18 protein-coding genes and 1 riboswitch are annotated in these 18,162 nt (G+C 35.6%); of the genes, 15 read left to right on the top strand and 3 right to left on the bottom strand.

Annotated features, from left to right (window positions below):
- Nucleotides 1-4: 4 nt before the first annotated feature.
- Complete coding sequence (gene mprF, locus EGX95_RS06170; RefSeq protein ID WP_000010861.1) at nucleotides 5-2,590, bottom strand: bifunctional lysylphosphatidylglycerol flippase/synthetase MprF; 2,586 nt, start codon at nucleotides 2,588-2,590, stop codon at nucleotides 5-7.
- A 186-nt stretch (nucleotides 2,591-2,776) separates the two neighbouring features.
- Here mprF and EGX95_RS06175 point away from each other — a divergent pair, with 186 nt between their 5' ends.
- The 14 genes from EGX95_RS06175 to EGX95_RS06240 all read left to right on the top strand — a co-directional run bounded on the left by EGX95_RS06175 (nucleotide 2,777) and on the right by EGX95_RS06240 (nucleotide 15,816).
- Nucleotides 2,777-3,166 carry a hypothetical protein gene (locus tag EGX95_RS06175; protein WP_000583786.1) on the top strand — a complete coding sequence of 130 codons (390 nt, stop codon included), beginning with the start codon at nucleotides 2,777-2,779 and terminating at the stop codon, nucleotides 3,164-3,166.
- Nucleotides 3,167-3,187: 21 nt separating this feature from the next.
- Nucleotides 3,188-3,679, top strand: a complete 492-nt coding sequence (locus tag EGX95_RS06180) for a YpuI family protein (protein WP_000067567.1) — start codon at nucleotides 3,188-3,190, stop codon at nucleotides 3,677-3,679.
- A gap of 105 nt (nucleotides 3,680-3,784) precedes the next feature.
- The gene (locus EGX95_RS06185; RefSeq protein WP_000082669.1) at nucleotides 3,785-4,699 is read left to right on the top strand and encodes a superoxide dismutase; all 915 of its coding nucleotides are present in this window, start codon (nucleotides 3,785-3,787) and stop codon (nucleotides 4,697-4,699) included.
- 111 nt (nucleotides 4,700-4,810) lie between these two features.
- Nucleotides 4,811-5,935, top strand: a complete 1,125-nt coding sequence (dacB, locus tag EGX95_RS06190) for a D-alanyl-D-alanine carboxypeptidase DacB (RefSeq protein ID WP_001252622.1) — start codon at nucleotides 4,811-4,813, stop codon at nucleotides 5,933-5,935.
- Nucleotides 5,928-6,524, top strand: a complete 597-nt coding sequence (gene spmA / locus EGX95_RS06195) for a spore maturation protein SpmA (RefSeq protein ID WP_000247808.1) — start codon at nucleotides 5,928-5,930, stop codon at nucleotides 6,522-6,524. The genes dacB and spmA overlap by 8 nt, the downstream gene beginning before the upstream one ends.
- Nucleotides 6,521-7,051, top strand: coding sequence for a spore maturation protein SpmB (gene spmB, locus EGX95_RS06200; protein ID WP_000029510.1), 531 nt, complete (start codon nucleotides 6,521-6,523; stop codon nucleotides 7,049-7,051). Before spmA ends, spmB begins: the two co-directional genes overlap by 4 nt.
- Nucleotides 7,052-7,340: 289 nt before the next feature.
- The gene (gene rluB / locus EGX95_RS06205; RefSeq protein ID WP_000440555.1) at nucleotides 7,341-8,069 is read left to right on the top strand and encodes a 23S rRNA pseudouridine(2605) synthase RluB; all 729 of its coding nucleotides are present in this window, start codon (nucleotides 7,341-7,343) and stop codon (nucleotides 8,067-8,069) included.
- A gap of 94 nt (nucleotides 8,070-8,163) precedes the next feature.
- On the top strand, nucleotides 8,164-8,685 hold the full coding sequence (resA, locus tag EGX95_RS06210) for a thiol-disulfide oxidoreductase ResA (RefSeq protein ID WP_000742197.1): 522 nt from the start codon (nucleotides 8,164-8,166) through the stop codon (nucleotides 8,683-8,685).
- A 121-nt stretch (nucleotides 8,686-8,806) separates the two neighbouring features.
- The gene (gene resB, locus EGX95_RS06215) at nucleotides 8,807-10,432 is read left to right on the top strand and encodes a cytochrome c biogenesis protein ResB (protein ID WP_000910530.1); all 1,626 of its coding nucleotides are present in this window, start codon (nucleotides 8,807-8,809) and stop codon (nucleotides 10,430-10,432) included.
- A 14-nt stretch (nucleotides 10,433-10,446) separates the two neighbouring features.
- Nucleotides 10,447-11,604, top strand: a complete 1,158-nt coding sequence (gene resC / locus EGX95_RS06220) for a cytochrome c biogenesis protein ResC (RefSeq protein WP_000250096.1) — start codon at nucleotides 10,447-10,449, stop codon at nucleotides 11,602-11,604.
- Between the two features lie 302 nt (nucleotides 11,605-11,906).
- Entirely contained in the window at nucleotides 11,907-12,623 is a 717-nt protein-coding gene (gene resD / locus EGX95_RS06225) for a DNA-binding response regulator ResD (protein ID WP_000426862.1), read from the top strand.
- Nucleotides 12,623-14,398, top strand: coding sequence for a sensor histidine kinase ResE (resE, locus tag EGX95_RS06230; protein WP_000964669.1), 1,776 nt, complete (start codon nucleotides 12,623-12,625; stop codon nucleotides 14,396-14,398). The genes resD and resE overlap by 1 nt, the downstream gene beginning before the upstream one ends.
- Before the next feature lie 137 nt (nucleotides 14,399-14,535).
- The gene (locus EGX95_RS06235) at nucleotides 14,536-15,117 is read left to right on the top strand and encodes a cob(I)yrinic acid a,c-diamide adenosyltransferase (RefSeq protein ID WP_000781283.1); all 582 of its coding nucleotides are present in this window, start codon (nucleotides 14,536-14,538) and stop codon (nucleotides 15,115-15,117) included.
- A gap of 84 nt (nucleotides 15,118-15,201) precedes the next feature.
- Entirely contained in the window at nucleotides 15,202-15,816 is a 615-nt protein-coding gene (locus tag EGX95_RS06240; protein WP_000645701.1) for a peptidoglycan DD-metalloendopeptidase family protein, read from the top strand.
- Between the two features lie 29 nt (nucleotides 15,817-15,845).
- On the opposite strand, the gene EGX95_RS06245 is transcribed toward EGX95_RS06240, so the two are convergent.
- Nucleotides 15,846-16,532 carry a hypothetical protein gene (locus tag EGX95_RS06245; RefSeq protein WP_000711807.1) on the bottom strand — a complete coding sequence of 229 codons (687 nt, stop codon included), beginning with the start codon at nucleotides 16,530-16,532 and terminating at the stop codon, nucleotides 15,846-15,848.
- A 244-nt stretch (nucleotides 16,533-16,776) separates the two neighbouring features.
- Nucleotides 16,777-16,916: riboswitch (FMN riboswitch) on the top strand.
- Nucleotides 16,917-17,078: 162 nt separating this feature from the next.
- Between EGX95_RS06245 and EGX95_RS06250 the strand changes: the two genes are divergently transcribed.
- Complete coding sequence (locus EGX95_RS06250) at nucleotides 17,079-17,657, top strand: ECF transporter S component (RefSeq protein WP_000810850.1); 579 nt, start codon at nucleotides 17,079-17,081, stop codon at nucleotides 17,655-17,657.
- 123 nt (nucleotides 17,658-17,780) lie between these two features.
- Here EGX95_RS06250 and EGX95_RS06255 read toward each other — a convergent pair whose 3' ends face one another.
- Nucleotides 17,781-18,029 carry a ferredoxin gene (locus EGX95_RS06255; RefSeq protein WP_001151996.1) on the bottom strand — a complete coding sequence of 83 codons (249 nt, stop codon included), beginning with the start codon at nucleotides 18,027-18,029 and terminating at the stop codon, nucleotides 17,781-17,783.
- Nucleotides 18,030-18,162 lie beyond the last annotated feature (133 nt).

Raw genomic sequence — 18,162 nt, forward strand, 5'->3', positions numbered from 1 at the left:
CTAGTTAGCTGTTTTTTCTTTTTCCTATTAATTTTGTTACAGAGAGCATTGTAATTGGTAAAGAATGATTCTTTCTAAATGCTAAATATTTACCGCTCCATGTTGGTTTATATTTTTCTTTAAAATGTCGTAACCCGCTGAAACTATATGTGTAACGAACATTATTAAAGATGGCAGCAGCAACCCGTTCAGACCAGAAAGATTGTGTCGATAAACCTACATTTGAAAGTGGTGCCATACCAATATTAAAGGAGTGGTATTCATTTTCTTTTGCCCACTGGAATAGGTGGATGAAAATTGCATCCATAATGCCGCTAGGCGCATCTGGATAATAGCGCATTAAATCAACAGACAATGATCCGTCTTGATATACGGGCATAAATGTCGTGAATGCAATGATTTTTCCATCTGTATCAGATAATGTAGCGATAGGAGCACGGCTAATATATTCACGATCAAAGTATCCGAGTGAGAAACTTTTCTCTTTTTTTCCACCGAGCCACGCATCTGAAACTTTTTTTAATTCTTCAAATAGTTCATCTGAGAACGGCGGCTGGTGAATAGAGAATGTATAGCCTTCTCGTTCAAAACGGTTGAAAGTCGCTCGCATACCGGCGCGTTTTTTTCCTGTTATTGTAAATGTGTTCAAATCAACGACAGCTTCTTCACCAAGCTTAAAGAAGTTGTAACCAAAATCATGATATAAACTCATCCATTTACTTTCGATTTGGTAGAATACACAAATGTATCCAAATCGGTCAGCTTCAGCTAAAAACTCTTGTAACACAGTACGGTAGGAGGAAGGATCTCCAATTGGATCACCTAGCACAACAAGACGTTTTCCAGTTATAGAGAAGAGAAGGAGCGCTTTCCCATCACTACTAAAGAAGAATTGTTTATCGCCTAAGAAACCTAAATGACTAAGTACATTTCCACCATGTTCATCTAAAAAGTTTTGTAATCTTTTATCATTAGCTGGTTGCCCGGGAAATTCATTTCGATAACGATTAGCAATGAGTGAGCCAATCAGTAAAAATGTAGGAACGAAAAAGGCAGCTGCTAATGCACTTCGTTTTACTTGCGTAATATTACGAACGACAAAATCAGGTTTAAAAGCTTCTTTTGCACCTGCAAATAAAATACCTAAGTTTTTATATAAATATAAAGTTATAAGTAAGAATATAAAAACTTTTACGATATCAGAAAGTGAGACTTCCATTTTCTCGCGTACAAATCTTTTACGAAGCATATATAATACAGCGAGTACAATTAATAAAATAAACGTTTCTTCAATATCAATCCCTTTTAGCGTATTAAAGATAGCTGCTCCGATTAAAGAAATAATCGTCATATAGTAAGAACGCTTTGTTCCATAATATATGCCTCGTGAAAGGATCAGGAGGAGAATACCGAATGTTAGTGATAAGCTAAAAGAAAATTGAATAAGATGTTTTGGAGCTAGAATATGTAAGGCGTGTGCTCTGTTTATACTTGTCGGTAGAATGGTCGATAAAATAACCATTAATCCAGCAAATACTGTTAAAGCAGCAGAGGCCCACGAACCTAGTTTTCCTAGAAAATCACGCTGCAAAGTCCATATAACACCAGTTGTTTCTAATGCAGGCGCAATAAAAGGTTTGTCTTCAAACTTTTTAATGGCCACGCCTGTCATTTCAAAAGCTGCAAAAATAAGACCAAGGCAGAATGGTAAAATGTAATAGACGAGGCGATATAATAACATAGCAGGTAGTAATACGCCTGTATCAATGCCATATTGTCCGAGCCCAGTTAAAAAGACAAGGTCAAATGAACCAAGTCCACCAGGTACAAGACTAACAACACCAGCTAAAGCAGCGATTACATACACACCTAAAAACTTTTGAAATTCGATATCAATGCCAAATAATATTAGTATGACGTACATAACAATACCAGCAGATACCCACTCAACTAATGAAACTAATGAGTATAAAACAGTTGGATTTTTCTCTTCTTCTCGTTCATCTTGTCCTTCGGTTTGCTTTGGTTTTCTATTTTTTAGTTTAGAAAAGCCAATGTATATAGGGACGAAAAGGGCGAAGAAGATCAAAACAGGCCATAGCCACGGTTTTTCATGCAAAATAAAACTTGTGTCTAATATTCCAATAAGGCCGAGGAATGAAAGAATAGCGAGTCCGTTAATAAAAGCAGTTGTCATCCAGGCGATACTTTTAATCAGCTTGCCATTTTCTTTTATGTATGGACGATAAAGCATCGTACGTACACCCGCTCCAACGAGACCACCAAATCCAATAAATCCATTTAAGGTATTAGCAATCCATGAGATACGAAAAATCTTTTGGACAGGTATATCAGCTTTTAAATAACGAAGCATAACATAGTCGTAAAAGAACATTGTTGATACGGCAAATGCACCAAGTGTAATGGCTAAAAAGACTCCTCCGGTTGGAATGTTTTTAATTGTATTGATTGCTTCTAAAAAAGAAATGCCTGCTAATTCTTTTTTTGCTTGAAAGAATACAATGGTTAATACAACAAATGGGAAGATAATTTTCCCGATTTGTAAGAAACGTTTCCATGAAAACGACATAAATACAACTCTCCTTGTATAAGAAAACTGAGACAATAATATTATTATGACAAACTTCAAGAAAAATAAAAAGGTAAATTCCTGTATAAGGAAGCTATTTTTTATAAGGGTTATATTTAAAAGAGTATTTCGTTTGTCAGAAAATTAAGTTAAAATAAATTGAAAGAAGGAAGAGAGGGGAAGTAGATGATTATAATAGGTTATGCGGGATATGAGCTAGAGAAAGCAAAACCTAATACGTCAGAAGATTTTTTTAATAGATCTGAAGTGACATATATATTAAATGATAAAGAAAGAACCTTTTCTGTTTTATATGTTCGGTATTTTGAAGAAGTTGTACAAGAAATTACTCCTTTTGAAGGAAATCCGGTATGTAAAGTAGAAAATCAAGACATATATTTGCGGGATATTGTAGCGATCTGTTGTTTACTGAAAGAGAATGAGCTTCGCATGCAAAAACGTTTGTATTTAAATAATATAGAAGAATTCCAACAATATTTTGATGAGGAAATAGTCGTGAAAGTACAAGAAATATTGGCTGAATTACATAAAAATAAAAGAGTAGAAATAGAGTGAACTGGCAAAGGAGAGGGAAAAATGTCTAATCTAATGGTGGAAAATCAAACAGAACAAGTTTCTATGTTTTTAGAAGATGTTATTCATTTGATAACCAATTATGTAAATTATCATACGTTGCCTTCTTTATTAGAAGAGACACCGGCAGGAAACGAACAATATTATAAAGGGTTATTAGCGTCAATAAGACGTCTTCTCGTTTTTTGTGAAGAAGGGCATGATGCGTGTTTTGTTTTGTTAAATAGCCAGCCATTTCGAAAGACAGCAGCTGAAAAGATTTTATATAAAATTTATCATCAAGTAATTGCAGAGTTTTTTTCACCAAAGAGTGATCATTGGTATGAAAATAGTCGGTCTGCTTATACAGGGAAAAACTCCATCGTTTTTCAACAAACACCACCTGCATCTGTAGAGGAAGTAATGAAGAGCTTAGAGGGGAAATTCCAATTGATGCGTGAAGAATTAGAATATTATGAGACGGATTATCAAACAAAGATGTTACACAAATATTAACTGCGAAAAAGAAGCTGAGGGGACTTAGCTTCTTTTCCTTTTGTACAGTTATATAAGAGATTTCCTTTGAATATATTTAAGGGGATAGCATTAAGGAGGTGTAACATGAGTCAGCAAGGTGTATTCACAGATTACTTTCATGAAGTAGAAAGCTGGTGTGAAAGTGTTCTTCACGTATTAGATAGCCGTGCAATGGAAGTGTATGATGTCCATATGCTTGCTTATAAAATTCAAACGTTATTAGACCGTATGAAAGAGCATGAGTATGATACAGATGCAGAGTTTATGTATGAAATAAGTGATGATGTAGAACATATTCAGCATCATTTGCAGGAAGTATTCGTGCAGGGGGAAGAGGAATATGAACTATGTGAAAGAGGGGATAGTGAACGAGCTGTTCCAATTGGAGGGCATACACTCCCACCACTACCTTATCCATATAATGCGTTAGAACCGTATATTTCTAGAGAAATTATGATGTTACACCATGATAAACATCATCGTAGTTACGTGGAAGGATTAAATAAGGCAGAGAAGATGATGGAAGAAGCGAGAAAAACAAATCAATTTGATTTAATTAAGCATTGGGAAAGAGAAGCTGCTTTTCATGGATCAGGTCATTACTTGCACACAATATTTTGGAATAACATGAAAAAAGGTGGCGGCGGAAGTCCAAGAGGGGCTCTTTCACACCGGATTGAACAAGATTTTGGAAGTTTCTTGCGTTTTCAAAAACATTTTACAGAAGCAGCCTCTAAAGTGGAAGGTTCAGGATGGGCAATTCTCGTTTGGGTTCCGCGATCGGGAAGATTAGAAATTTTACAGAGTACACTTCATCAATTATTTACACAATGGGATACGATACCGCTCCTTGTACTAGACGTGTGGGAACATGCGTATTATTTACAATACCAAAATCGAAAAGATGAATATATTAAAAATTGGTGGAATGTTGTAAATTGGCCGGATGTAGAAAAAAGATTTGAAAGTGCAAAACAAATAGAATGGACACCTTATTAGACGCAGGTTCTCTGCGTCTTTTTTATTGGAAGGAGAGGGAGATTTCGTTCATATTTTAAAAGGCCAAGCATACACTTGTACAAAAAGTGCCAAAAGGACGTGGGGGGAAATATGAGACGAATTTGTGTAATCATTACGCTTCTTATTATGTACGCAAGCGTTATACCAATTCCTACATATGCAAAGATGACCAGCAATGTTAGTGCTCGAAATGCTGTATTAATGGAGCAACAGTCAGGTCGCGTATTATACGGAAAAGCAGAACATGAGCCGCAAAAGATTGCTAGTATAACAAAAATTATGACTGCCTTGTTAGCTGCTGAGTCAGGAAAAATGAAAGAAATGGTCTCGGTTAGTAATGAAGCAGTGAGAGTAGAAGGCTCAGCAATTTATTTAAAGCCTGGACAGAAAGTAAAATTAGAGGATTTAGTATATGGACTCATGCTTAGATCTGGTAATGATGCAGCACAAGTAATTGCTGAAAATGTAGGAGGGAGTATAGAAGGGTTTGTATATTTAATGAATGAAAAGGCGAAACAAATTGGAATGAAAGATACTCACTTTTCAAACCCACATGGTTTGGATGGAGATGGATCCCATTATTCGTCGGCCTATGATATGGCACTTTTAACAAGGTATGCAATGGGGAACGAAACCTTTAAGAAGATTTTTGGGACAAAAACGTATAAATCAGATTCGTGGGATTATCCGTGGAAAAACAAACATAAACTTGTGACGTCTTATTATGAATTTGCAACAGGAGGAAAAACGGGTTTTACGAAGAAAGCAGGCCGGACGCTTGTTACAACAGCATCAAAAGATGGACTAGATCTAATTGTCGTAACTTTGAGCGCTTCTAGTGATTGGGATGATCATATGAATTTATTTGATAAAGGTTTTGACCGTTTCGAACAAACAAAAGTTTTAGGACAAGGAGCACTTGCTGAAATAACCGAAAAGAAATACGCCAATCATGTTTACACGAAAAATAGTTTTTCAGTACCTTTAACTGAAGAAGAAAAAAAGAGCGTAGTATTAAAAGTTGAACTAGATAAAAGTGCAAAGCTTGTGGATGGAGTAAAGGTTGGAAAGACAGACGTTTATGTTGGCAATGAGAAAGTTGGAGAACGGAATTTATTTTATAGTAAACGAAAGTTAGTAGCTACAACGGGAATGTACTGGAATAATGTGAAAGAAATTTTTTCTTACATGATAGGTGTTGGGAACGATGGTTAATCTCGTATGGGTAGCGATGGCTGTCATTGGGATTGTGTATGCGATGATAAATGGAACAATGGAAGAAATAAATAAAGCTGTATTTGATGGAGCGAAAGATGCGGTAACGATTTGTATAGGACTCATTAGTGTTTTAGTATTTTGGCTCGGCTTAATGAAAATTGCAGAGGAAGCCGGATTGTTAAAAAAGTTAGTGGCACTTTTTATGCCGATAGTAAAAAGGCTGTTTCCAGAAATACCGAAGGATCATCCGTCAATGGGATTTATTTTATCAAATATGATGGCAAACTTTTTTGGTTTAGGTAATGCAGCGACCCCTCTTGGCATTAAAGCGATGGAACAATTGAAAGAGTTAAATGGAGGGAAGGATTCGGCGAGCCGTTCTATGGTAACGTTTTTGGCATTAAATACATCAGCGATTACTTTAATTCCTACGACCGTCATTTCGATTCGAATGACGTATGAATCAGCAAATCCAACTGAAATTGTTGGGGTAACATTCATTGCACAAGTACTCTCTATGATCGGAGCGATTTGGATTGACCGCTATTTTTACCGAAGAAGGAGTAGGAAGGGGCGGAAAAAATGAGCATTGTCAATACGATATCATTATGGGTAATCCCTTGTGTCATTGGTTTTATCCTTCTATATGGCACGATAAAGAAAGTTCCGACGTATGAATCGTTCGTTGAGGGGGGAAAAGAAGGGATTCAAATTGCAATCTCTATTTTACCGTTTATGGTTGGAATGCTCGTATCTATTTCTATATTTCGAGCTTCAGGTGCATTAGATGCAATGATATCAGTAATGAAGCCGATGTTAGATTTAATTCATGTCCCAGCAGAAATTGTTCCACTAGCACTTATACGTCCTATTTCGGGCTCTGCTGGTTTAAGTATTACGACCGATTTAATTGCGACGTATGGACCGGACTCGTTCATTGGGCGATTGGCTTCTACGATGCAAGGGAGTACAGACACAACTTTTTATATTTTAACAGTATACTTCGGAGCTGTTGGAATTAGAAAAATGGGAGATGCATTAAAAGTAGGACTTTTTGCCGATTTAATCGGAATTATTTGTTCGATTGTATTTGTTTCTCTATTGTTTCAGTAATGCTATTCATTTTTTATGCTATTTCGCTTATAATACGTATACGACCACTATTAAGGTGTTGCTTAATAGTGGTTTTTTTATGCGGTATTTTTGACAAAATAATGAACTTTTATTGTGAGCAATATGAAAAATATGGACAATAATAAAAGGTAAAACCATGATTTGACCTTTATATGTTTATTATCATCGCTATGTTGTTTAAGTAAGATGAAGCGAAAAGCCGTCAAGCGTATGCGGTTGCCAAGTCTTTCTAATGTAAGGTAAGATAAATTCGAGGTGAAAAAAAGAAATGGAACGATTACAAAAAGTGATTGCGCAAGCAGGTATTGCATCGAGAAGAAAGGCTGAGGAATTAATTCAGCAAGGAAAAGTGAAAGTTAACGGGAAAATAGTGAAGGAGTTAGGAACGAAAGTAACTCCTCAAGATAAAGTAGAAGTAAATAACATCCCTCTTGAAAAAGAAGAACCTGTTTATTTTTTACTATATAAACCAACTGGCGTAATTTCAAGTGTATCAGATGATAAAGGAAGAAGTGTTGTAACAGACTTTTTCCCGGAAATTACACAACGTTTATTCCCAATCGGACGCTTAGATTATGATACGTCTGGCGTATTATTAATGACAAACGATGGGGACTTCGCAAACGTATTAATGCACCCTAGATATAAAGTTGAAAAAACATATGTTGCAAAAATAAAAGGTCCTCTAACAGGTGAGAAAATTCGCATGTTAGAACGCGGTGTTATGTTAGAAGACGGAAAAACAGCACCAGCGCGTGTGAAAATCATTTCTTGGGACAAGCGTAAAGAAATGGCAATTGTACAATTAACAATTCATGAAGGTCGTAACCGTCAAGTACGTCGTATGTTTGAAGCTTTAGACTGTAAAGTAGTGAAACTAAAGCGTGAACGCTATGCTTTCTTAGAAGTAGGAAGCCTGCGACCTGGTGATGCAAGAGAATTGACACCACATGAGGTAAAACAATTACGTGCATTGGCTTCTACAAAGCCTCGCTAATCGATATTGTGAAAATTTCACCAGTGGAATGCTCCGCTGGTGATTTATTAAAAAATACATATATTCATCACTCGTCGAAGAGAGGGGAGACAATATGAAAAAAAATCGCTTATTATTTCGCGTTATTATTCTGCTCATTTTATGTGGTGCTGTAGGATTTACACTTTATCAAGGATATTTCTCTAAAGAAGAGAAAATGGAAATTGGAAAAGAAGCACCTAACTTTGTTGTGACAGATTTAGAAGAAAAGAAAATTGAGCTAAAAGATTTTAAGGGAAAAGGTGTATTTTTAAACTTTTGGGGTACGTGGTGTAAACCTTGTGAGAAAGAAATGCCTTATATGAATGAACTATATCCAAAGTATAAAGAAAAAGGCGTTGAAATCATTGCGTTAGATGCAGATGAAACGGATATTGCTGTTAAGAATTTTGTGAAACAATACGATCTTAAGTTCCCCGTTGCAATCGATAAAGGTGGAGAAATTATAAAAACGTATGGAGTAATACCATTACCAACAAGCTTCTTGATTGATAAAGATGGTAAGGTGATTCAAGAGATTAAAGGTGAACAAACGAAGGAACAATTGGAGGAGTATTTAAAGAAAATCACTCCGTAATAAAGAAAACCTTTACATACAAGGCGCTTACCTATAGTGCCTTTGGTTTAAAAATTCTGAGTATTGCGGTAACTTTAGGTTAGAATATACAATAGTACATATAGATACAGGGGCGGTGAGAGTGTTGAAAGAAATTAAATGTGAATGTGGACATGTGAATCCGATAGGAACTGTTTTTTGTGAAGCTTGTGGGAAACCATTTGAAAGCAATGAAAATATAAAACTATTGGATATGCGCTATGAGGGGAGTGCTCGGAGATCTCTCACGCAAACAAAAACGATTATTGATAAAATTTGGAGCTTTTTCTCTTCTGTAAAAGTCGGTGTATGGCTCATTGTAATCACTTTAGCTGCATCGGCGATAGGGACTATTTTTCCGCAAGAAATGTACATAACTCCAGGAATTGCACCAGCTGAATATTATAAGCAAGAATACGGATTTTTAGGGCAATTATACTATCAATTAGGCTTTAATAATTTATACGGTTCATGGTGGTATATGATGTTAATTGCTTCAATTGGTATTTCACTTGTGATATGCAGTTTAGATCGTGTCATTCCACTTTATAAAGCCTTAAAGAAGCAAGGGGTGAAAAGACACCCTAGCTTTTTAAAGAGACAAAGATTATACGGTACTGGTACACCGCAAGATGGTGATTTTGAAAGAGTTCAAAAGAATTTAAAGAAAAGAAACTATAACGTAAAAGTGGAAGACGGAAATATTTTGGCGGAAAAGGGACGGTTTTCACGCTGGGGTCCATATGTGAATCATATCGGTCTCATCATCTTTTTATTCGGTGCGATGCTTCGTTTTTTACCAAGTATGTACGTAGACGAAGCGCTTTGGTTACGTGACGGTGAAACGAAAGAAATACCTGGAACGGATGGGCAATACTATTTAAAAAACGAGAAGTTTATAAAGGAAGTTTATGATAAAAGTAAGGATAAAGAAGTTTTTGATGAAGCAATTGACCGTGTAGGTGATAAAATGATTGCGAAAAACTTCCAAACGAATGCCGTATTATATAAAGCGGTAGGTGAAAAGATAGCTGGACAAAAACCAAAATTGGAAAAAGTAAAAGAAGTTGAAATTCGAGTAAATGAACCGCTGAAATTTGATCAATTTGCTGTTTATCAATTGAGTTATAGAGAAAATGAATTTAAAAGTATGTCCTTCCGTTTGCAAAATAAAGAAAATAATCAAAAGTGGGGACCGATTAAAGTTGATTTAACAAACCCTGCAGAAAAATATGATTTAGGAAATGGTTATTCTTTAGAACTATTAAGCTATTTCCCTGATTTTTATTTTGATGAGAATGGAAGACCAAATACAAAAACAAAATTACCAAACAACCCTGCATTTGTATTTAAAATGTTTACACCTGAAACACCAGATGGTGAAGTGAGTTTTGTTGGTATTCAGCAAAATATAGAACCTGATGGGAATAACAAATATAAAATGTCCTTTGCAGGTGTGGAAATGCAAAATGCAACAGCACTTACTGTAAGAAAAGATTTAACGCTTTGGATTCTCGGTATTGGAGGGTTTATATTTATGGTTGGTGTCATTCAAGGAATGTATTGGAATCATCGCCGTATTTGGATACAACGCGTTAATGATGAATGGTGGATTGCAGGACATACGAATAAAAACTGGTTCGGTTTAAAGAAAGATATTGAAAGAGTACTAGAAGGTACAGCAATTCCGCAACCAAATGATAAAGTAGTCGATAAAAAAATTAGTTAAGGTGGGGAAACGATATGGTGCAAATAAGTAGTAACTTTCTCTTTACCGCATTTATTTTATATTTAATTGCCACTCTATTTTTTGGGGGAGCAATTAAAGAAAAGGGTCATAAATGGGCAAATGTAGGAATAACGATTACAATTTTAGGGTTTATTGCACAAACAGTTTATTTTGTAACAAGGTGGATTGCATCAGGTCATGCGCCAGTTAGTAACTTTTTTGAATTTGGTACGTTTTTCGGCATGATGCTTGTCGGAGCATTTATTGTCATGTACTTTATGTACCGCGTAAGTATAATCGGGCTATTTGCATTACCAGTTGCGCTTTTATTAATTGCTTATGCAAGTATGTTTCCGAGGGAAATATCACCGCTTATTCCATCTTTAAAAAGTAATTGGTTACATATTCACGTGACGACTGCGGCTGCAGGACAAGCAATTTTAGCAATTAGTTTTATTACGGGCGTTATGTATTTATTAAAAAATGTAGATCAATCAGTGAAAAGTAAACGTACATTTTGGCTAGAGACGGTAGTATTCACACTTGTTTGTACAGTTGGGTTTATTGGAGTAACAACGGTATATTCTAGTATGAAATATGAAGCAAAGTTTCAATGGATTGATAAAAATGAACAACAAGTGGAAATGAAATACAATCTTCCGGCTTTAGTGGGGCCGCATGAAGGGAAGTTACTGACAGAAAATAAATTAGAGCCGACAGTTGAAGTTCCGGCGATTGTAAATGCGAAAAAATTAAATACTGTTATTTGGTCAGTGTTAGTCGGAACGTTACTCTATATTGTATTAAGGCTAATTTTACGTAAACGAGTATCAGCGGCACTTCAGCCGTTAGTGAAAAATACGAATAGCGATTTGTTAGATGAAATAGGGTATCGTTCTATTGCAATTGGATTCCCAGTTTTCACATTGGGTGCATTAATTTTCGCTATGATTTGGGCTCAAATAGCGTGGACACGTTTTTGGGGCTGGGATCCGAAAGAGGTTTGGGCACTTATAACGTGGCTCTTTTATGCGGCGGTATTACATTTACGTTTATCAAAAGGATGGCATGGAGAGAAGTCAGCATGGTTAGCGGTAATTGGTTTTGCAATCATTATGTTTAACTTTATTGTAGTAAACTTAATTATCGCGGGTTTACATTCATACGCATAGAGAAATAAAATAGGAGAGTGTATGTCACTTTCCTATTTTATTTTTGTCAACTTTTCTTCTTTTTTGAGAAAAACATGACAAAGTAGCGGTTGATTTTGTAAAATGATGTCGAGGACATTATATACTGTTCAAAAAAAATACATAGTTTTGGAAAAAAATTGAACAAACTTTATTATTCTTGTGAAGCATAATATGGGAAGTGAAACATTTAGAAGATTGCTTAAATAAACGAGAATAGCGCAACATAATAGTATAGAAGGGTAGGTGTGAACCGTTGTGGTAAAAGTACGCAACGGGTAGAAATGGAAAATGAATCAAGAATTTTAATTGTAGACGATGAGGATCGTATTCGTCGTTTGTTGAAAATGTATTTAGAGAGAGAACAATACACAATTGAAGAAGCAGACAATGGTGATACAGCTTTAGAAATGGCGCTGCAAAATGATTATGATTTAATTTTATTAGATCTTATGATGCCTGGTAAAGATGGTATCGAAGTATGTAAAGGGGTTCGTGAGAAGAAAGCGACGCCAATTATTATGTTGACAGCAAAAGGTGAAGAAGTAAATCGAGTACAAGGGTTTGAGGTAGGAACCGATGATTATATTGTGAAACCATTTAGCCCACGTGAAGTAGTGCTTCGAGTGAAAGCGGTCTTACGCCGTTCTGTACCAACAACATTCTTTACACAAGATACAACGACAAAAGATGTTACTGTATTCCCTCATTTAACAATTGATAATGATGCACACCGTGTTACAGCAGATGGTAATGAGGTGAATTTAACACCGAAAGAGTACGAATTACTATTATTCTTAGCGAAAGCGCCTGATAAAGTATTCGATCGTGAGCAATTGCTAAAAGAAGTATGGCAATATGAATTCTTCGGAGATTTACGTACAGTTGATACGCATGTAAAGCGTTTACGTGAGAAGTTAAGTAAAAAATCACCCGATGCTGCGAAGATGATTGTTACCGTTTGGGGCGTAGGTTACAAGTTTGAGGTTGTGAACGACTGATGCTTTGGAGAAGTGTAGTAGGGAAGTTATGGATGACCATATTACTTCTCGTTTCGTTCGTGCTTGGATTTGTTGCGATTTTACTTTCACAGTTTTTTAGAACATATTATGTAGATATGAGTGAAGCTAGGCTTCAAAAAGTTGCAACAAGTGTTTCAGAGTTAATTGAAGAAGGTGCCGATGTAAAAACGATTGAGAATATCGCGTACAAATTCTCTGACCCACTTTCAAGGATCATTATTGTAGAAGATGGTAAAGAAATATCTTCTTCACCGAAACAAGAAGGATTAGTCACTCTTACAATGGATGATTTGAAAGAAGATAAAGAATTAGCGGCTGTTTTTACAGACAAAAAAGAAATTAAGAATAACATTAGAAAAGCCTCTAATAGTAGAAAGAATAAAAATACTGAAAATGATATTATGATTGTCGGAAAACCAGTGCAGTCAAAAAATGAAAGTGCAGTGTTTGTATACGAATCTTTACAAGTACCGATACAAGGTATGGAAAGAACGACTGATTTTATATTCTTATCAGCAGGGATTGCGATTATATTAACAACTTTCTTTGCATTCTTTTTATCTACTCGAATTACAGCGCCACTTCGTAAAATGCGTGAGGTTGCTTTTGAGGTGTCGCGTGGGAAGTTTGATGCAAAAGCTCCTATGGTATCCCAGGACGAGATTGGTGAGCTTGCAACAGCCTTAAATCAAATGGGGAAACAGTTGAAGTTTAATATGAATGCCCTGCAGCAAGAGAAAGAACAGTTAGCTAGTATTTTAAGTAGTATGGCAGATGGGGTTATTACATTAAATCAAGAGGGTGAAGTCGTTGTAATCAATCCGCCGGCTGAACATTTCTTACAAGTTTGGCAAGAAGAAAAAGAGATAGAGCTCAGTAAAAAACTACCTTCTGAACTTGTTGAACTATTCCATCTCGTTGTAGAAAGCGAACAACAACAAGTGGTTGAAATTAATTTACAAAAAGGTAACTATGTAGTTCTTATGACGCCGCTTTACAATCAAACGAAAATTCGTGGGGCTGTAGCTGTATTGCGTGATATGACGGAAGAACGCCGTCTTGAGAAAATGCGCCAAGACTTTATTGCGAACGTATCACATGAACTTCGTACACCGATGGTCATGCTCCAAGGGTATAGTGAAGCAATTTTAGATGATATTGTGCAAACAAAAGAAGAAATTAACGAGTTTGTTCAAATCATTTATGATGAATCCGTTCGTTTAGGGAAACTTGTAAATGAATTGTTAGATTTAGCGCGTATGGAAAGTGGTAATGTAGAGTTACATATAGGTGAAGTTGATATTCATCCTTTCGTTGAAAAAATAGGTCGTAAATTCCAAGGAATTGCAAAGGATAAAGAAGTCGCGTTAACGGTTGATTTCAAAAATCCAATTGAGCAATACCCGTTTGATGCAGATCGTATGGAACAAGTATTGACGAATTTAATTGATAACGCAATACGTCATACGAACGCAGGTGGACACGTAACGCTTGTAATTGATACGAAAAATAACGGTCTTATTTTTGAAGTACAAGATTCGGGCGCTGGTATTCCAGAAGAAGATATTCCATTTTTATTTGATCGTTTCTATAAAGCTGATAAAGCAAGAACACGTGGGAAAAAAGGTGGAACAGGACTCGGGCTTGCGATTGCAAAAAATATTGTGCAAGGCCATGATGGGAAAATTGCTGTTTCAAGTGTTGTTGGAGAGGGAACTACATTCTCTGTATATTTACCGAATCGTATAATTTAAATATGCGTTTTAAAAGTTGATAATGAATAAAGTTCTACTGTTGTTTATTTTTTTGTAAAATCAATTAAATAAATAATAGTAGAACTTTTTTTCTAACTTAGTCGAATGAAGAATGATGAGAGGGGTGTCGTAAAGCAATGAAATTATATACAAAAACAGGAGATAAAGGGACAACAAGTGTAATAGGCGGCAGAGTGGATAAAGATAATATCCGAGTTGAAGCATATGGCACAATAGATGAGGCGAATTCTCATATTGGATATGCGATGACTAAACTACAAGGCGGGTCTTTCGGAGATATTTATAATGAACTTGAAAATATTCAACATGAACTATTTGATTGCGGGGGAGACTTGGCGATAGTAGGCGAGAAAATTCCTTATAAAGTAAAAATTGAAATGGTCGAAAACTTAGAAAGTAGGATTGATTCGTATATAGAAGAAGCACCGCCGCTAGAACGGTTTATTTTACCAGGTGGAAGCGAATCGGCAGCTGCTATTCATATTGCACGTACAGTTGTAAGGCGAGCAGAACGATGTATCGTGTCCTTGCAAAAGGAAGGAGAAATAAATGCAGTTGTTCTAAAGTATGTCAATAGATTATCTGACTATTTATTTGCAGTAGCTAGAGTAATAAACGCTCGATTACAAGTAAAAGATGTAGAGTATAATCGCAGTGCAATCGTTTTTCGTGATAAGAAAGAGAAGGAAGTGGAGTGATTCACTTTCTTTTTTTGTATACTTTTTTCTGTAATATACCAAAATAGAGAAGGTATGGTCGTAATTAGAAAACGGAGGATGTATATGAAAGCTTTAAAATACGGCGTCATGTTATTGACAGTACTGTTTTTATCTCAATTACATGTGTACGCAGAGGGAAATCAATGGGCATGGCCTGTTGAAGGACAGATAAGTGATTATTTTGGAACAAGGCACGGAAAACACTACGGTATAGATATAGCGGCACCGATCGGCACGCCTGTGTCAGCTATTCAAGAAGGGAAGGTAACAAAGTCTTATTATTCAAGTAGTTATGGAAACGTTATATTTATTAAACATGGAGAATATGAGGCTGTGTATGCACATTTAAATAAGAGATATGTAGTTCAAGGAGATTATATTTCAAAGGGAGAAATAATTGGAGAAGTAGGAAATACAGGAGAATCCCGAGGTGCACACTTACATTTAGAAGTTCATCAAGGAAAATGGACGATGGCAAAAAAGAATGCGATGAATCCATTGCTTGTTTTACATGAACAAAGAAATGAAACAGTTTCTTCATCGTTATACGTCGTCCAAAAAGGCGACACTCTAGTTAGCATTGCGCGGAAATTTAGAATGTCCGTTAAGGAAATTCAAGAAAAAAATGGATTGCAACAAGAGCTCATTTATCCAAATCAACAATTATATGTAAAGTAAAAAAAAGAGCTAGTTTAACTAGCTCTTTTTTACCAAAAAATAAAGACACATATAAATCCAGAAATAGCTAAGTAGCTATATAAGTAAAATACTTTCGCTCTTGTTTTTTCGTTTGTTCGAAATAGTACAATAGTCGGTTCAATTAAACCAATTGTCAAACAAAGTAAACCAAGAAGCATACAACCGATTGAAATAGAGTACAGGGCGATTTGTGGTCCTTGAAATGGAATCATCCATTTTAATAAAAATGCAATGAGTGCAGTATAGCAAATGCTGCCGATGTATTTATTCAACGGTGCATTAGAACGGAAACCAGGAAGTTTTTTTAAGAAAGAGCGGGAAACAACTTCAGTTTGTAAAGATGTATGCTCTTCAATTATTTTTTGAGCTTCTTTTCCTTTTTGGAAAAGGGATAATATCCAGTTTCGCTCACCTTGAAAAATAAATTGTGAAGTTGTTAAATAATGATCCACCTTCACTTTATTCCAACTCTTCCACGGATGACGCTCACATAATTTTAATTTACTTTCTGTCTTTTTATCATACTGATAAATACTGATGCCATCTTCATCGAAAGCAGCATAGTATGTCTCGCTTGAGAATGTGCCTAAATCAATTGGACAGTAGAAAAGTAATTCTTTTTTTAAGTAAAAGTATTCTTTCCTTAAGTTTTTTTTCATTGTTTCTCGAATAGAGTGTCTCTTCTCTTTCTTCATGACATTTCCTCCATAATCCAGAAAATGTTCTTATCTTAACAATTCAACATCTTATCACTTTTAATTATATATGACTAGGGGATTCATAGGAGAAATGCCGAATACTAAAAAATATGGAGTGTATTGTAAAATATAATGAATGATTTTGATTATGTAAAATTAATAACTTATTTTTAATAAGTTACGATTTTTTGTTCACAATACGATCATGTTGTTGTATAATGAAGTGGAAAATAGAATATCGGTCTATCTTCGGGGCAGGGTGAAAATCCCGACCGGCGGTGATGAACTATATGTGATTTTGTTCTAAGCCCGCGAGCCGTTAAGGCAGGATTTGGTGTGATTCCAAAGCCGACAGTACAGTCTGGATGGGAGAAGATGGAGGTTCAAGCGTTCAAAAAAGATAGGTATTTGAACGTCTGTTTGATGTGCCTTAAATTCTCCCTTTGTGTAAAACACAAAGGGTTTTTTCGTTCTATGAAAAAGTAGGCATAGCAGAACCTTTCCACTTTCCATGAGATGATCGATGGAAAAGGAGAGAGAAAGATGAAACAAAAAAACAGTGTAGTGCAGATGGTGAGTGTAGCGATGCTAAGTAGTATTGCATATTTACTGATGATGTTGGATTTCCCATTCCCAGGGCTTCCGCCATTTTTAAAAATTGATTTTAGTGATGTACCAGCTCTAATTGCTGCAATTATTTTCGGGCCGGTTGCAGGGATAATTGTAGAAGCGATAAAGAATATTTTACATTACGGGATTCAAGGGAGTTTAACGGGAGTACCAGTTGGAGAAATTGCTAACTTCATTGCAGGATGTTTATTTATTGGACCAGCAGCTTTCTTATTTAGAAAGTATCGTACTGTTAAGAGTTTAACGACAGGATTAATGCTAGGGACAATTACAATGGCTCTTATTATGAGCGTATTAAATTACATCATCATATTCCCAGCTTACACTTGGTTTTTAAATTCACCAGCTATGTCTAGCGAAGCGATAAAGACAACGGTTGTAACGGCAATCTTACCATTTAATTTGATTAAAGGAATTGTTGTGACAATTGTATTTGTAGCGTTATTCTCACGCCTGAAAGTATGGGTGTTTGCAAAAATGAAAAATGCATAAAATATAAAATAAAACCATTAGTAGTATGTAACTGCTAATGGTTTTTTAATAAGGAGAATGAAAATAGAAAACAAAAAATACCCCTCAAAGGAATGAGGGGTATTTTTTGAAGTTAATAAAAGACTATTCGAATTTTAAAGCATCGCCGTCGAATGATTCGTCAGCAACTTTAATTGAGTCAGTTGGACAACCTTCGAATGCATCCATCATATCTTCAAGTAATACATCTGGAATTTCAACAATACCTTGGTTATCGTCTAATGTTACGAATGCAATACCTTCATCATCATAGTCATAAATGTCTGGTGCAGCAGCGCCACAAGCACCACATGCGATACAAGTATCTTTATCAACGATTGTATATTTTGCCATCTTTTTTCCCTCCTGATAATATGTATGTGAAAAGCTCGCCATAAAAATTATAACCTTATTGTAAAACGGTTTTTAAAACTTTTCAACATAAAATTATAATGATAATCCTTATCAATTAGAGTGTCAACTAATT

The sequence above is a fragment of the Bacillus sp. FDAARGOS_527 genome (assembly GCF_003812125.1).
Lineage (GTDB): Bacteria > Bacillota > Bacilli > Bacillales > Bacillaceae_G > Bacillus_A > Bacillus_A paranthracis.

Bases quoted from the DNA above. Each gene is read 5' to 3' on its own strand.
- mprF (WP_000010861.1), bottom strand. From the start codon at position 2,590: ATGTCGTTTTCATGGAAACGTTTCTTACAAATCGGGAAAATTATCTTC.
- EGX95_RS06175 (WP_000583786.1), top strand. From the start codon at position 2,777: ATGATTATAATAGGTTATGCGGGATATGAGCTAGAGAAAGCAAAACCT.
- EGX95_RS06180 (WP_000067567.1), top strand. From the start codon at position 3,188: ATGTCTAATCTAATGGTGGAAAATCAAACAGAACAAGTTTCTATGTTT.
- EGX95_RS06185 (WP_000082669.1), top strand. From the start codon at position 3,785: ATGAGTCAGCAAGGTGTATTCACAGATTACTTTCATGAAGTAGAAAGC.
- dacB (WP_001252622.1), top strand. From the start codon at position 4,811: ATGAGACGAATTTGTGTAATCATTACGCTTCTTATTATGTACGCAAGC.
- spmA (WP_000247808.1), top strand. From the start codon at position 5,928: ATGGTTAATCTCGTATGGGTAGCGATGGCTGTCATTGGGATTGTGTAT.
- spmB (WP_000029510.1), top strand. From the start codon at position 6,521: ATGAGCATTGTCAATACGATATCATTATGGGTAATCCCTTGTGTCATT.
- rluB (WP_000440555.1), top strand. From the start codon at position 7,341: ATGGAACGATTACAAAAAGTGATTGCGCAAGCAGGTATTGCATCGAGA.
- resA (WP_000742197.1), top strand. From the start codon at position 8,164: ATGAAAAAAAATCGCTTATTATTTCGCGTTATTATTCTGCTCATTTTA.
- resC (WP_000250096.1), top strand. From the start codon at position 10,447: ATGGTGCAAATAAGTAGTAACTTTCTCTTTACCGCATTTATTTTATAT.
- resD (WP_000426862.1), top strand. From the start codon at position 11,907: ATGGAAAATGAATCAAGAATTTTAATTGTAGACGATGAGGATCGTATT.
- resE (WP_000964669.1), top strand. From the start codon at position 12,623: ATGCTTTGGAGAAGTGTAGTAGGGAAGTTATGGATGACCATATTACTT.
- EGX95_RS06235 (WP_000781283.1), top strand. From the start codon at position 14,536: ATGAAATTATATACAAAAACAGGAGATAAAGGGACAACAAGTGTAATA.
- EGX95_RS06240 (WP_000645701.1), top strand. From the start codon at position 15,202: ATGAAAGCTTTAAAATACGGCGTCATGTTATTGACAGTACTGTTTTTA.
- EGX95_RS06245 (WP_000711807.1), bottom strand. From the start codon at position 16,532: ATGAAGAAAGAGAAGAGACACTCTATTCGAGAAACAATGAAAAAAAAC.
- EGX95_RS06250 (WP_000810850.1), top strand. From the start codon at position 17,079: ATGAAACAAAAAAACAGTGTAGTGCAGATGGTGAGTGTAGCGATGCTA.
- EGX95_RS06255 (WP_001151996.1), bottom strand. From the start codon at position 18,029: ATGGCAAAATATACAATCGTTGATAAAGATACTTGTATCGCATGTGGT.